The organism is Streptomyces sp. NPDC001507 (genome assembly GCF_042894765.1).
In the GTDB taxonomy this organism is placed as follows: Bacteria; Actinomycetota; Actinomycetes; order Streptomycetales; family Streptomycetaceae; genus Streptomyces.
Map to the genome: position 1 here is coordinate 292,192 of NZ_JBIAVV010000013.1, position 13,904 is coordinate 306,095.

13 protein-coding genes and 1 pseudogene are annotated in these 13,904 nt (G+C 69.3%); 5 read left to right on the forward strand and 9 right to left on the reverse strand.

From position 1 onward, the window contains the following. The first annotated feature begins 38 nt into the window (after nt 1-38). Both ACFY0K_RS37455 and ACFY0K_RS37460 read left to right on the forward strand, forming a co-directional pair. Nucleotides 39-848 (forward strand): IclR family transcriptional regulator, encoded by an 810-nt coding sequence (locus tag ACFY0K_RS37455; protein WP_390643610.1) that lies wholly within the window; start codon nt 39-41, stop codon nt 846-848. Nucleotides 849-1,070: 222 nt separating this feature from the next. After that, nucleotides 1,071-1,640 carry a suppressor of fused domain protein gene (locus ACFY0K_RS37460; RefSeq protein WP_390643611.1) on the forward strand — a complete coding sequence of 190 codons (570 nt, stop codon included), beginning with the start codon at nt 1,071-1,073 and terminating at the stop codon, nt 1,638-1,640. Between the two features lie 78 nt (nt 1,641-1,718). Here ACFY0K_RS37460 and ACFY0K_RS37465 read toward each other — a convergent pair whose 3' ends face one another. Both ACFY0K_RS37465 and ACFY0K_RS37470 read right to left on the reverse strand, forming a co-directional pair. After that, on the reverse strand, nt 1,719-2,330 hold the full coding sequence (locus tag ACFY0K_RS37465) for a hypothetical protein (protein ID WP_390643612.1): 612 nt from the start codon (nt 2,328-2,330) through the stop codon (nt 1,719-1,721). Continuing rightward, on the reverse strand, nt 2,327-3,265 hold the full coding sequence (locus tag ACFY0K_RS37470) for a cupin domain-containing protein (RefSeq protein ID WP_390643613.1): 939 nt from the start codon (nt 3,263-3,265) through the stop codon (nt 2,327-2,329). The genes ACFY0K_RS37465 and ACFY0K_RS37470 overlap by 4 nt, the downstream gene beginning before the upstream one ends. A 111-nt stretch (nt 3,266-3,376) precedes the next feature. Here ACFY0K_RS37470 and ACFY0K_RS37475 point away from each other — a divergent pair, with 111 nt between their 5' ends. From ACFY0K_RS37475 to ACFY0K_RS37485, 3 genes are all read left to right on the forward strand, one after another. After that, nucleotides 3,377-4,225 carry an NmrA family NAD(P)-binding protein gene (locus ACFY0K_RS37475; protein ID WP_390643614.1) on the forward strand — a complete coding sequence of 283 codons (849 nt, stop codon included), beginning with the start codon at nt 3,377-3,379 and terminating at the stop codon, nt 4,223-4,225. Beyond that, entirely contained in the window at nt 4,222-4,674 is a 453-nt protein-coding gene (locus ACFY0K_RS37480; protein WP_390643615.1) for a nuclear transport factor 2 family protein, read from the forward strand. The genes ACFY0K_RS37475 and ACFY0K_RS37480 overlap by 4 nt, the downstream gene beginning before the upstream one ends. Before the next feature lie 286 nt (nt 4,675-4,960). Further along, entirely contained in the window at nt 4,961-6,073 is a 1,113-nt protein-coding gene (locus ACFY0K_RS37485) for a DNA alkylation repair protein (RefSeq protein WP_390643616.1), read from the forward strand. Nucleotides 6,074-6,140: 67 nt separating this feature from the next. Here ACFY0K_RS37485 and ACFY0K_RS37490 read toward each other — a convergent pair whose 3' ends face one another. The 7 genes and pseudogenes from ACFY0K_RS37490 to ACFY0K_RS37520 all read right to left on the reverse strand — a co-directional run. After that, nucleotides 6,141-6,470 (reverse strand): hypothetical protein, encoded by a 330-nt coding sequence (locus ACFY0K_RS37490; RefSeq protein WP_390643617.1) that lies wholly within the window; start codon nt 6,468-6,470, stop codon nt 6,141-6,143. Nucleotides 6,471-7,009: 539 nt separating this feature from the next. Beyond that, nucleotides 7,010-8,740, reverse strand: a complete 1,731-nt coding sequence (locus tag ACFY0K_RS37495) for an amylo-alpha-1,6-glucosidase (RefSeq protein WP_390643618.1) — start codon at nt 8,738-8,740, stop codon at nt 7,010-7,012. 82 nt (nt 8,741-8,822) lie between these two features. Further along, nucleotides 8,823-9,647, reverse strand: coding sequence for a carbohydrate ABC transporter permease (locus ACFY0K_RS37500; protein WP_390643619.1), 825 nt, complete (start codon nt 9,645-9,647; stop codon nt 8,823-8,825). Next, the gene (locus tag ACFY0K_RS37505; protein ID WP_390643620.1) at nt 9,644-10,627 is read right to left on the reverse strand and encodes a carbohydrate ABC transporter permease; all 984 of its coding nucleotides are present in this window, start codon (nt 10,625-10,627) and stop codon (nt 9,644-9,646) included. The genes ACFY0K_RS37500 and ACFY0K_RS37505 overlap by 4 nt, the downstream gene beginning before the upstream one ends. 10 nt (nt 10,628-10,637) lie before the next feature. Continuing rightward, entirely contained in the window at nt 10,638-11,885 is a 1,248-nt protein-coding gene (locus ACFY0K_RS37510) for an extracellular solute-binding protein (protein ID WP_390643621.1), read from the reverse strand. 194 nt (nt 11,886-12,079) lie between these two features. Beyond that, entirely contained in the window at nt 12,080-13,102 is a 1,023-nt protein-coding gene (locus ACFY0K_RS37515) for a LacI family DNA-binding transcriptional regulator (RefSeq protein ID WP_390643622.1), read from the reverse strand. A 161-nt stretch (nt 13,103-13,263) separates the two neighbouring features. Then, a pseudogene (locus tag ACFY0K_RS37520) lies at nt 13,264-13,543 on the reverse strand (transposase); the annotation flags it as partial. Nucleotides 13,544-13,904: the final 361 nt, after the last annotated feature.

The following is a 13,904-nucleotide window of genomic DNA, read 5'->3' on the forward strand; positions in this document are numbered from 1 at the left end:
GCGGCACCGGCACCATTCAACTTGCATATGATGCAAGCATGGCGGGTGCGAGCACGGCGTTGCGCGGACTGCAGGTGCTGGAGGCGCTGTCCGGGATGCGGCAGCCGGTGCCGCTGCGTGCGGTCGCCGACCGTGTGGGCCTGTCGCAGTCGCAGACGTTCCGCGTGCTGCAGGAACTGGAGCGGGCCGGATATCTCGACCACCTGGGCCGGTCCGGTTACCGGCTGGCCGGACGCTCGGTCGCCCTGGCCACACTGATCGGACCCCGGCCCGCACTGCTGCGCGCCGTCCAACCGGTCGTCAGCCGCCTGGCCCACCTCACTGGAGAGGCAGTCGTCCTGCATCTGCGCACCGGGGACACCCGGGTCCTGGTGCTGGGCGTGCCCGCCCCTTCCGGACCGATCCTCGACCCCGCCGGCGTGATCGGCGAGCGCTCGCCGCTGGCGGTGGGATCCAGCGGCCGCATCATCCTGGCGCACCTGCCCGAGCCGGAACTGGCGACCATGGACCTCGGCGGCATCACCGGCGCCCAGCTCGCGGCGATCCGCGAACGCGGCTACGAGACGTCGCGCGGCGAGAATCATCCCGGCATCAACGGCGTCTCCGCGCCACTGCTGGCCCGCCGCACAGCTACGGCATCCACCGCCGCCGGCCAACAGGCTGCGGAGCCCGACGGACAGACGGCGCTGGGCGCCATAACGGTCGCCGGGCCTTCGATACGCCTGGTCGAGGACGACTTCCCCCGTGTCGTGGCCCCGCTGCTCGCCGCCTGCCGCGACCTGAGCCTGCGGCTGGCTGCGATCCTCGGACCGAATCCCGGCCATACGGTCCAGGCTCTGGACCTGTGACACCGCTGTGGCCGGGCCGGCGCCGCAGGCCGAGCCCTACTCGGCGGCGGCCACCTCGACCGCGACCGCTGCGGCCGGCTCGGCTCCCGCGGACAGCGCATGGGCCTGGCGGCTCTGTACGTGAGAACGGGCTCTGGCTCAACTTCTGTGGACCTGTTGCGGAGCGTAACTGGTGACGGCCCCGGTGGCGTGCACCGGTGAGCGATCGTGCAGGCTGGACGCATGGCCAGTCGCGTTGAGGAGTACCTCGCCCATCTTGATCGACTTTCCGGGGGAAGGGAGCCCCGTTTCTTCCCTGTCAAGTCGACCAAGCAGGGGCTGCGGGGCGTGACGGAGATCGTGTACGACAACCTGCCGGACGGGCTGCTCACGACGCTCACCTACGGCTTGTCGCTGGCAGAACATCCGGACTGGCAGCACGGCTCGCCGGAACTCTGCCTCAGCGTGAACTCGACCAACGTGATCTGGGCCCACGCGGTGGGCTTCCTCGCCGAGCAGCTCCGTGGTACCCACCCCTTCAGTTACGGCAGCACCGTCAACTTCGGTGAGCGCATCGCGCCCGAGTCGGAGATGACGGCATTCTGCGTGTTCGCACCGCTGGTCCTCGACAGAGGCGACTACCTGGGCATCGACGTCGGCATTCCCGGACATGAGGGCCACGATGTGATCAACATCCAAGGCATCTATCCCATCCACGAGGTCGAGCGGCAGTTCATCGACGAGCATGGGCTTGAGACCTTCTGGAAGAGCAACTGGGAGCCCACCGACGTGCTCCGGCACCCAGCGATCTGATCTGGGGACGGCAGCAGCCTTACCGATCGTTTCGGAATGACGAGCGCGGCAGCCGACACGCGGCAGCGCGGCTGTCCGTCATGCGCGGTCGTGCACCTGAGCCCAGTCATCGCCGCCACGGGCCCACGTCCACAGCCAGTGCCGCAGCGGCGGACTCGCGTTCCGGAGGCCGTCGTGTGGGTCTTCGCCCCAGCTGGGCTCCCACCCGTCCACGTCGAAGAGCAGCACCGGGTTGTCCAGGGCGGGCAATGAGACGTGCCACTCCGTCGTGCAACCACCCGGCACGAGATACAGCCATGAGGAAGGCAGCATCTCGATGCGATTGCGTTCGTGCATGCGGACCGAGGAATGCCGGTCATCCAGGTGTCCCGGCGCACGCCGGCCCGTGGTCGGCGAAGCGATCCCTGCATCGGGCCCGAAGCCCTCGTTGCCGACCTCGGTGCAGATCCGACGAAGCAGTTCCGGCAGAGGGCGCCAGATGATCCGCTCCGCGGCGTCGACTTCCTGCCGCGTGATCGGTGCGAACCACGCGGTTTTGCGGCCGAGCCGAGGGGGGACGGCTACTGCGCCCGGCTCACCGTCTCCGGCGACCAGGTCGTGCCGCGCTCCCGTCGCGGCGAGGCACCGGAGGTACGGAGTCCAGGAGGCGTCCTGACCAGGACGCTGGCACCAGGGCGTGGCACTGCTCACGAGCCGTGGTGTGTGGTGAGCAGTCGCGTCTGTGCGGATGCTCGTTCTCTCTGGCGCCAGGTTCCGGGTGGTTCTGCGTGGTGGCGGCGGAAGGCGGCGGCGAAGGCGAAGGAGGACCCGTAGCCGACGGCGTCGGCGATCTGAGGCAAGGTGAGGTCGTCGGCGCGCAGGTGGTCGCGGGCGATGGTCATGCGCCATTCGGTCAGGTACTGCATGGGGGCCTGACCGAGGGCATCCCGGAACACCCGCGCGAAGGCGGCCCGGGACAGGCCGCTGATGTCGGCGAGTTCGGGGACCGTCCACGGGTGGGCCGCGTTCTCGTGCATGGCTCGCAGCGCGGCTCCCAGCCGGGGATCCGCTGCCGCCCGGTACCAGCGCGGTGCGGTCGCACTGCGGCGGAAGTCGCTGCGGATGGCCAGGACGAGGAGCAGGTCCAGGAGGCGGTCCAGGACGATCTGCTGGGCGAGTTCGCTGCGGACCAGTTCGCGGGACAGCAAGGTGATCACGTCCCGCAGCGGATCGTCGTCGGCCGCCGAGAGGGTCATGACCTGGGGCAGTGCGTCCAGGAGCCCGCGGCCGACATCGCCGGAGAACTGGTAGGCGCCGCACAGGAACACGGTGGCCTGCGGGTTGTCCCCGGGGTGCGTCTGGGCGTGGCGTGCCCGGAATTCGTCCGGTTCCAGGCATTCGGCGCCCGGTTCATGTCCGATGTAGTGGTCCGGTCCGCCGCGCACCAGGGTGACGCTTCCCGGGATGAGCTCCACGGTGCTGTCGGGGGTGTTCAGCCAGAGGTAGCCGCGGCCGCGGACGACGGTGTGCACCGACAGTTGGACCGAACCGCCCAGCCGCAGTCCCCATGGTGCTTCGGCGACCGTCCGGGCGAACACCGCGCCGGTGGCGCGTGCCCGTACCAGGTGGTCAGTCAGCAGATCCATGGGATCAGCTTGACCAGCCCGAGCATCCGGGGTCAAGGCGTGAGAGCCTGGCGTAAAAAGTAGAGCGAATCACGCATGGATTGTCTTGTTCCAGGCTTCGAGCATGGAGTCATGAACAACGAAGTACCCATCGCACTCATCCTCGGCGGCACCGGCCGGTCCGGTTCGCTGCTGGCCGACGCGCTCGCCCAGCGGGGAATCATCCCCCGGACAGCGGCGCGCAGCGGAGCGGACGTCCGGTTCGACTGGGACGACCCGGCCACCCACCCGGCCGCCCTGGACGGCGTCGACCGCCTCTATCTGGTGACACCCACCGCGCGTATCAGCTACGCCGCCCAGGTCGCAGCCTTCCTGGACCTCGCCGAGGTGGCTGGCGTGCGCCACGTCACCTACCTGAGCGTGTACAACGCCGACCAGGCGCCGACGGAGGTCGACATCGCGGCCGTCGAGGCCGATCTGGCGTCCCGGCAGGGCATCACGCACTCGATCCTGCGCACGTCGTGGGTGATGCAGAACTTCGCCGACGACCACCTCCCCATCATCGACGGCGTACTCACGGTCCCGAGCGGCGGCGGAAGGGAGGCCTTCGTAGACGCGGCCGACATCGCGGCGGTCGCGGCCCAGACGCTCCTGGACCCCGAGACCCACGCCCGCGCCGTCTACTCGCTCACCGGCCCGCAGGCCCTCAGCTTCCAGGAGGCCGCGGACATCATCGCTTCCGTGAGCGGCCGGTCCGTCGCCTACCACGACGTCGACCAGGAGATGTGGATCAACGGGGCGCTCTCTGCGGGCGTCCCCACCGACTATGCGGTGATGCTGCGCTGGCTCACCGGCAACGTCATCACCGGCAACGGTGCCACGCCCACCGGCGACATCGAGAAGGTCACCGGCTGGTCGGCCACCACCTTCCGCGCGTTCGCCGAGCGCACCGTCCACGCCTGGACCCCGGAGGCGAAGTGAGCAAGACCGTCGACGACAACACTCCCCTGGTCGGGGCGGACAGCCCGTTCTTCCGCATCATCAAGGAAGGGCTGGACGGCCTGGCCGACGGGGAGGACTACTATGACCTGCTGGCCGAGGACGTGGTCTTCGAGTACCTGATCACCGTGCCGGGCTACCCCCGACGGGTCGAGGGACGCCAGGGGATCATCGACCTGTACAGCAACTACGGCGACTACATCACGCTGCGCAGCGCGGACAATCTCCACGTCCACCACGACCCCAAGACCTCTACGGTCGTCCTGGAGTACGAAGTCCACGGCACGTCGGCGGTGACAGGGCGGCCCTACGACAACCGCTTCGTCTCCGTTGTGACCATCAAGGACCGCAAGGTGACACACTGGCGCGACTACCTGGATCCCATCGCTGTATTCGATGCACAGGGATGGCCGCAAGACCGCTCCTCGTAGCACCCGGCACCCCCTGAGGCGCGGCCTCATCTCCCAGGCGCCGAGTGCCTGAGGCCCGTCGTGCGCCCGCGTCCGCCGAACGCCGACGCGGGCACACGGATTTCGCGTGACACCGAGTCACTTGCTTGCGAGGGCACCGTCGCCTGCGCCAACCCAGCACGCGCACCGGTGCCGCCGGCATCACCGGCGAAACGACGAGCAGGCCCGTGCAGGCCACGATCGGTTGCAGTAGCGTCAGCCTGCAGCTCACCACCGCTGCACCACCTCCTATGACGGAAGAGACCGCATGCCATCCGCCGACGAGCTCATCGGCCGCCACGCCGTCGAAAGCCTTCTGGGCGCCGTTGAGATCGCCGCCCCGGACGCCGACCTCGGGTCGCTGCGTGCGGCGCCACGTCGGATCGCCCCGCTGTCCCTGCGGGAACGCGCCGACCTGCTACGCGATGCCCTGCTGGCGGATCTGCCCGGCGACTACGCCACGCTGGCGCGGACCGTACGCACCGCCCGGGACAACGCCGCAGACTTCACCGGATGGCTGATCTGGCCGGTCACCAGCGCGATCGCCACCCGCGCGGTCCAGGAAGACACCACCGCAGCCTTCGACGATGCGATGGCGCTGCTCGCCGATCTCACCGGCCGTCTCACCTCGGAGTTCGCCATCAGGACTCTGCTGCGGCACGATCTTGACCGGGCCCTGGGCATCATCAGCGACTGGACCGGGTCGGCCGACGCCCACGTGCGCAGGCTCGCCTCCGAGGGGACCCGCCCCTACCTTCCCTGGGCGGTACGGGTGCCCGACATCCAGGCCCGCCCCGGCGCGACCGTACCCATCCTGGACGCCCTCTACCGCGACGAGAGCGACTACGTACGCCGCTCGGTCGCCAACCACCTCAACGACCTCAGCCGGGACCACCCCGACCTCGTCGTCGACACCGCCCGCCGTTGGCTGGACGATTCCGACGCGGCCACCGGAGGCCTCGTGCGCCACGGGCTGCGCACCCTCGTCAAACGCGGCCACCCCACAGCCCTCGACCTGCTCGGCTTCGCCCCCGCGAGGGTGGAGGTCGACGGACCTCGCCTGGACCACACCACCATCCCGCTCGGCGGCAGCATCCACTTCACCGCCTCGATCCGCAACACCAGTGACACCGAGGCACGGCTGACCATCGACTACATCGTGCACCACCGCAAGGCCAACGGCGGCCAGACCGGCAAGACCTTCAAACTCACCACCCGCACCCTCGCACCGGGCGAGCAGATCCAGGTGACGCGGGAGCACTCGTTCCGGCCGATCACGACCCGCCGCTACTACCCCGGAACTCACGCGGTCTCCCTGCAGATCAACGGAATCGAATCAGCCCGTGCGGACTTCGTCCTGGCAGGCACGGGCACAGCCTGACTCCAAGAACTCTGGTCTGCCGTGGCGTGACCCGCCGAGCTGACGCCAGTCCGCTGGACGGCTGCCCTCAAGACGTCACGAGGAGAGAGGCTAAGTTGCCGTCGACCTGGTGGAGAGCTTCGCGCAGGGCGGCGTTCGCCGCGTCGAGTTCGGCGTTATGCAGGGTCAGTACGGGCTTCTTCCACCTGGTCGATGCCGCCTGCGGACGGCGGGCCATGACCGCCAGTTCGAACCTTGATCCATAAGGCTTCGACGGGATCATGCCCAGTTCGAGGCCGACGACCCCTCGTACGCGGGCACCATGACGATGACCTGGCACCTCGCTGCCGCCGGTGACGGAACCGAGGTGACCGTCACAGCCACGGACGTGCCACCTGGCATCGAGCAAGCGGTCCACGAGGCCGGGATCGCCGCTTCGCCCCCACTGCCGCCGCCCACCCGGGCCGCCCTCTACCGCGCGAGCTGGTTACCGAAGCTTCAGGACCCGGCGGAACCAGGCTGGTACTGCCATGCCAGGGCTCCCCAGGGAGGGGTAAGTTGGTGTTTTTGGGGAACGGAGGTCGCTCGGCGAGACAGCTGTTGAGCTGCGCGCCGCCGGCCCGCATGAAGTGCCACCTGATGTCCTTGAAGAAGTGGTCCTGCGGGAGTGAGCCCTCCGGCGTCCTGCCGTAGGTCATTTCGGAGGCGTGGTAGGCGGGCGCGCCGCCTGCGACGGCGAAGTCGACGCTGACGCCGGTGCCAACGGCCCGGGGGAGCGGCGGGCACCGGCGTCGAGGCCGTGGCGGCCATGAGGACGGCGACGGACGACACGGCCCGGCGTTTGGTGCGGGCGGTGGTTCCGGGGAGTGTTGTGGGTGACTCCGTGGTGCGGCTCCTTGGGGGGGAGGAAGGACCGGGAGACTTCTGGGGCCCCGGGGCTGTGCGGGCGACGGCCGGTCAGCGGCCTTCTCGGTGCGCGTGCGCTTCCGCGAGCAGGAGGTAGCTGCTGGCGGTCCAGGTGTAGGCGCGGTCGCGCAGGCCCGTTCCGGTGAGCGCGTCGAAGTTCTCGGCGAACCCGTGGGTCTCGCACAGGGCGCGGAAGCGGGCGCTGATGTCGTCGGCCAGCCGGTGGTGGCCGGCGCGGCGCAGGCCGTCCTCGACGAGGACGGTGGCGGGTGCCCAGATGGGGCCGCGCCAGTAGCCGTCGGCGAGGTAGTGCGGCGAGGCGGTCAGTTCGGTGGCCAGGCCGTACGGCGTGAGATGGGCCTTGATGCGGTCGGCGAGCGCACTGCCGACCTCGGCGGGGAGGCGCTCGCCCAGCGCGATGGGCATCAGGTCGAGGAGGCTGGTACTGCTCCAGGTCGCACCGGTGCCGAGCCCGCGGGTGACGAATCGGTCGCCGGTCCAGAGCTGCGCGAACAGCGCGGCCTGGATCTCCTCGGCCGTACGAGTCCACCGCTCCGCCTCTTCTGTCCGGCCTGTTTCTGTTGCCAGGTCCGCGAGTTCGTGCAGCTGCAGGACGAGGAACGCGGCCAGGTCGGCGCTGACGACCACTCGCTCGGGGTCGAAGGTGGTGGCGTTGTCCCAGCCGCTGTCGTTGCCATGCTGGTAGTAGGGGAGTTCGTCAGCGGGGGCACGCCTGGCTGTGAGCCAGAAGTTCGTCCAGCCCTCCAGCCGCTCGTAGGTCTTGGTCAGTTCGGCCTGGCTCGGCGGCGTCGGCAGGCGACGGCGCAGGTGGCCCAAGGCCCAGCCATGGATGGGCGGCTTGACGAAGTTGCGCAGGACCTCGGAGTGGGCGACGGAGTCGGGCAGGGCGCCGGTGGCGTCCTGGTGGTCGAAAGGCAGGTGGAACTGGTCCCAACCCAGGTCCGGCCGACCCGGCGTCAGGGCAAGGGCGTTGAAGCAGTGGTCCCAGCTCCAGACCTTGTCCATCCAGTGCTTGGACATCAGCACGGCGGGCCGGGTGACGAGACCCGTCGGCCGTACGGTCGCCGACCAGATGACGTAGGCGGCGAGTCCGGCGGCCGGGGTGGCGGCCGAGCGCCAGGGGGCCACCGCTTCGACGAAGCTCGCAAACGCGCCCTGTGCGCGATCCACGATGTCATCGAAGGTGGCCGAGGTCGTGTACCGCGGGCGGGCAGTGTCGAGTTCTTCGATGGCCATCTCCCAGGGCCCGTCCGACGTGACCGCGACGCCGCGGTCGGCGCTGCCGAGGGCCTGGGCTCCGGTCGCCTCGGTGATGGCTCCGGACAACAGGGTCACGCGGTAGCGGCGCCCGGTCTCGTACGACGTGAACACGTGCGCGCCCGCCGCCGGATCGTGGAAGAGGTACGTGCCGCTGAACGGCGTCAGGTTCCGCGCGGCGGCGAACACGCCGATGCCCAGGCCGCTTCCCCGCAGCCGCACGGTGTCCGGTGACTCGTAGGCGAGGTCGACGCGCCCGCTCCCGCCGATCCAGCTCAGCAGGCCCGGTGCCGCCGCGACACGGGTCTCGGCGCGGTCGCCCGTCGTCGGGTGCGAAGGAACCAGGCGCAAGACGCCGTGCATGCCGTTCTGGTGCGAGACGAGGTGCAGGTCCTCGGTATATGTCTTCTCCGCGATCACGGGAGAAATGTCGAACCATGATCCGTACGTGCTGAACGGGATGTCGTGGACGGAGAATGCCGGGCCTGGTTGGGCGGCGGTCATGTGGCGTGACTCGTTTCTTGGGCAGGGGGCGGCGACCGGACGACGCACGAGAGGGTCGGCCGGCGTGGCAGGGGTGGGCGGCTCAGTCCTTGACGGCGCCGGCGGTCACGCCTGCGGCGACGTAGCGCTGGGCGAGGACGAGGATGACGGCGGCCGGCAGGGAGGCGACGACGGCGGTGGCCATGATGGCGTTCCACTGCTGGTTGTTGTTGCCGATGTAGTGGTAGATGCCGAGGGTGATCGGCTCGTGGGCGCCGCCGTTGACCAGGGTGCTGGCGAAGACGAAGTCGGACCAGGACCACAGGAACGCGAACAGGGACACCGTGACGACGGCGTTGCGGCTGATCGGCAGGACGATGGACCAGAAGGTGCGCAGCGGCCCGGCCCCGTCGGTCGTGGCGGCCTGGAGGAGCTCGCCGGGGATGCCGGACATGAACGCGGTGAAGATGAGGACGCCGAAGGGGACGGACAGGGTGGAGTCGGCGACGATCAGGCCGGGGACGGACTGGAGCAGGCCGAGCTGGAGGTAGATGGCGTAGAAGCCCATCGCCATGATGATGCCGGGGATCATCTGGGCGGCCAGCAGGACGAAGCTGAGGATGCCGCCGCCGCGCGGGCGCAGCTTGGCCAGGGCGTAGCCGGCCGGGGCGGACAGGGCCACGGTCAGAGCGGCGGTGCCAAGGCCGACGACGAGGCTGGTGCCGAGGTAGGGCAGCTGCTCGTCGAGGACGGTGCGGTAGCCGGCCAGGGTGCCGTGCAGCGGCAGCAGGTCCGGCGGGCTCTTGCGCATGTCCTGGTCGCGGGTGAGGGAGACGTTGACCATCCAGTAGACCGGGAAGAGCATGATCGCGGTCAGCAGGACGCCGATCGTGGTCTTCATCCGTGTACGCCTGCGGCTTCGGCTCATGACAGCGCCTGCTTTCTCTGGACCCGGACGTAGACCAGGCCGAAGACCAGGGCGGCGACCACGAGCAGGTTGCCGACGGCCGCGCCAGGGCCGAAGGCCGGCAGGAGGTTGCCGAAGCCGAGCTGGTAGGACCAGGTGGCGAAGGTCGTGGAGGAGTCCGCCGGGCCGCCCTTGGTCATGATCCAGATGATGTCGAAGACCTTGAGCGTGTAGACCAGCCCCAGGAGAAGGGTGATCGCGGAGACCGGCCGCAGCAGTGGGAAGGTGATGCACCAGAAGCGCCGCCAGGCACCCGCTCCGTCGATCGCGGCCGCCTCGTACAGGCCGACCGGGATGGACTGCAGGCCGCTGTACAGCACGACCAGGTTGAACGGGACACCGATCCAGACGTTCGCGATGATGACCGAGGTCAGCGACCAGGACGGTGAGGTCAGCCAGTTCACCGGCCCGATGCCGACAGCGTGCAGAGTGGCGTTGACGACGCCCGACTCGCTGTTGAGCATCCAGGACCAGGTGGAGGCCGAGACGATCAGCGGCAGCAGCCAGGGCACGAGGAACAGGGCCCGGAGCGTGGTCGAGAGCCGGAAGTTCTGGTTGAAGAAGACCGCGAGAGCGAGTCCGACGGCGTACTGGAAGACGAGGCATACGGCGGTGAAGACCGCGGTGTGGAGCAGGGCGGGGGCGAAGGCCGGATCTTCGAAGACCTTGCGGTAGTTGGCCAGCCCCGTGAACGGGGCGTCGCCCTGGACGAAGGAGCGGACGGTGTAGTCGCGCAGGCTCAGGTCGAGGTTGCGGTAGAGGGGGTAGGCGTAGAAGAGGCCGAGGTAGAGGGTCACCGGGGCGAGGAACCCCCAGGCGGCCCAGTGGGCGGAGGGGGGCCGGCGGCGTTTCGGGCCGCGAGCCGGGGACGGGGAGTCGGCCGCCGCCCCGCCCGGGACGCCTGCGGACCGGTGGCCCGGCGGATGTGTCGTCTGCTTCACCGAACTCACGTCACTTGGCCGCGGCCTGCGCCGCAGTGAGGGCGTCCTTGGGCGACCGGGATCCGCTGAGGGCGGACTGGACGGCCTTCCACATCTGCTCGGAGATCTTGGGGTACTTGGTGCCCAGGTCGTCACTGGTACGGCCCTTGGCCGCCTTGACCGCGTCGACCCAGGGCTTCAGGCCGGCGTTCGAGGCCACCTGCTTGTCCTGGACTTCCGCGGTCGGGGCCACGTAGGACAGGGTGGTGTCGGTGGTGTACAGGTTGGCGGTGCTGGTCAGACAGGTCGCCAGCTTCCGGGAGGTGGCGTAGCGGCCGGTGTCCTTCTGGACCGGGATGGTCACGAACTCGCCGCCCGTCGGAGCCGCGGCGTTCCCGCCGTTCACGCCGGGTATGGGCAGTACTCCGTAGTCGAAGCCGGCCTTCATGGCGTTGGCGAGCTGCCAGGTGCCGTTCTCGCTGAACGCGTAGTCGCCGGTGGCGAACTCCTGCCAGCTGGTGGTCTGGGTGTTGTTGAGGACCGAGTTGGGGGCGTAGCCGTTCTTCAGCCAGTCCTTCCACAGGGCCAGCGCGGACACTCCCTGGGCGGAGTCGAGTTCGGTCAGCTTGGCGCCCGCACCCCAGAACCAGGGCAGGAACTGGAAGCTGCCCTCCTCTGTTCCGATCGCCGAGAAGGTGATGCCCTTCTCGCCGGCCTTCTTGACCTTCGCCAGCGCCGCCGTGAGCGAGTTCCAGTCCCTGACCGAGGCGATGTCCACGCCGGCCTTCGTCAGCACCTCCTTGTTGTAGTAGAGGGCGAGGGTGTTGGCGCCGATCGGGGTGCCGTAGGTCTTGCCGCCCGACTGGCCGGCGGCGAGCAGGTTGGGGTCGACCTTCGAGGTGTCCAGCTTGCTGTCGTCGGTCGTGGTGAGGACGCCCGCCTCGGCCAGGGTCGACACCACCGGGTTGTCGACGATGAGGACGTCGGGGGAGTTGCCCTGCTGGGCGGCGAGCAGCGTCTTGTTGCCCAGGTCGCTGGTGTCGAAGCCGGTCCGCTTGATCTTCACTCCGGCCTTGGTGCCGCACTGGTCCAGCAGCTTCGCCCAGGCCGAGGTCTTGTCGAACTGCGGGTACGGATCCCAGATCGTGTACGTGCCGCTGCCGGCGCTCGTCGTGCCGGTGTTGCCCGAGCCGGAGGAGCAGGCGGTGGCGGCGACGGCCACGGCGAGTGCGGTGACGGCCGCGGCGGTCAGTCGGCGCTGTCTGGAGGAGCTGTTCATCGCGAGGGTTCCTTTGTTCTGGGCATGCCGGTGCCGAGGACATGGAGTGGTGAAGGCGCGAGGGGGTGAGGACCTGAGGCGTGAGGAGAGACGGACACGGCGAACAGCGCTGTCGGGCGGTTCGGGCATCCGGTGTGGTGAAGGTGGAGTGAAGTCGGGGAAAGTACGTGGGTGCGGTCGGGACCAGGCGATGTTCAGGGCGCGGTACTGGTCCCGGCGGGCCCGGTGCTGGCCCGCAGCGAGACCGGGGGAGCGAGGAGGTGGTGCCGGGGCGGAGCTTCGGGGTGGTCGAGCCGTTCCACCAGCAGGTCGACGGCGCGACGGCCCATCTCCTCCGCCGGCACGTCCGCGGCGGTGAGCTGCGGGGTCACCGTCTCCGCCCACCGGCTGGCGACCACCCCGGTGACGGAGAAGTCGCGCGGCACATGACGGCCCGCCCTGGCCAGCCCCCGGTACAGACCGCCCAGCGCGGCCTCGTTCAGCGTGACCAGAGCCGTCGTGGCCGGGTCATCGTGCAGGATCCGATCCAGGCAGGCCTCGCCGGAGGCGGCGTCGTCCTCAGAGCAGTACGTCCGTACCGTCAGCCCCCGCTCGGCCGCCGCCTTGGTGAAGCCGTCCAGGCCGCGGTGCGCTGACTCGTATCCGGCCCGCAGCAGCTGCTCGGGCCGGTTGACGAAGGCGACCCTCGTGTGGCCCAGGTCGGCGAGGTGGTGCACGCAGGCCGCCGCGAGCGCGGTGTGGTCCAGGCCGACCCACCAGCCGCCCTCCGGGTGGGCGGTGCGGCCGATGGCGACGGAGGGGAAGCCCAGGTCGGCAAGGTGGTCGACCCGGTCGTCCTCCAGCCGGATCTCCATCAGGATCGCGCCGTCGACGCGCTGCTCCCCCAGCAGTCGCTGGAACGAACGGTCGCTGTCCACGCCGCTCGGGGACAGCAGCACGTCGTAGTCGTAGGCGGCGGCCGCCTCCACCACGCTCCCGATGAAGTCGAGCTGCATCCCGGTGTAGTGGTTGCCGGCCGGTGGGAACACCAGGCCGATCGTGTTGGTCCGGCCGTTGGCAAGGGCACGCGCGCTGGCGTTCGGGCGGTAGCCCAACTCGTCGATGACCTGCTGGATCCTCCGGCGCGTGTCGTCCGAGACCGGGCGCTTGCCGCTCAGGGCGTACGACACGGTGCTCCGCGAGACACCGGCCCGCCGTGCGATCTCACCGATGTTCACGGCAACTCCTTGGTCGAACCGGTTCGATGCGCCTGCGGGGCAGAGAGTCCGGTCGCATGGATTCCAGGGTGAGGAGAGAATCGTCCACCGGTCGTCGAACCGGTTCGCGTGAAGTGAAGTTAGGAACAACCCGGGCGGCTGTCAATGCTCCAAACGCCCCTTCTCGTACGGGCGGTGCCGTACCGGGCGGTGCCGTGCACGGTCTCCGCGTCTGGGATGCCCCAGGTCCCGGGCTTGGCGAAGCGGAACTCTTTGCCGTGCTTCGGAGGTCGGCCGCCCTGGGGATAGGACAGGGCACACTCCTTCGGCGAGGGTGCCGGCCGTCGCATGACACGGTCCGAACGCATGCGTCCCGAGAACCTCGACGGGCAACCCGGCCAGGAGGTGGGCCATGCGCGGGGCGTCGTAGCCGGCGTCGAAGACGATCAGGACATCCGGATCCACGGTGCTCGGCCAGCAGTGTCAGGTCCACCGGCGAGGTCACCGGTCCGTTCTCGCACCACGTTGCGTCGGCGACCTCGAACAGGGCGTCACCGCGCCGGGTCAGGTAGGCGTACAGGTCCTCCCGGAAGTGTGACGTGAAGTCGAACGCGTCCCGCCGAGCAACGTGGTCCAGCACACTCACCTCTGCGGCCTTCGTACGAATTCGGATTCCGTGGTGGAACGCAGGATCACGCGAGGGCCGTCCGCCTGCCCGGCGAATCCCCGGACGAGCGAATCCGTTGGAGGTGTCGTTCGGAGTCATGGCACCATGTTCGGCATGACGACAAACCGAAAGGTCCATGCCTCGTAGACGGCCAGG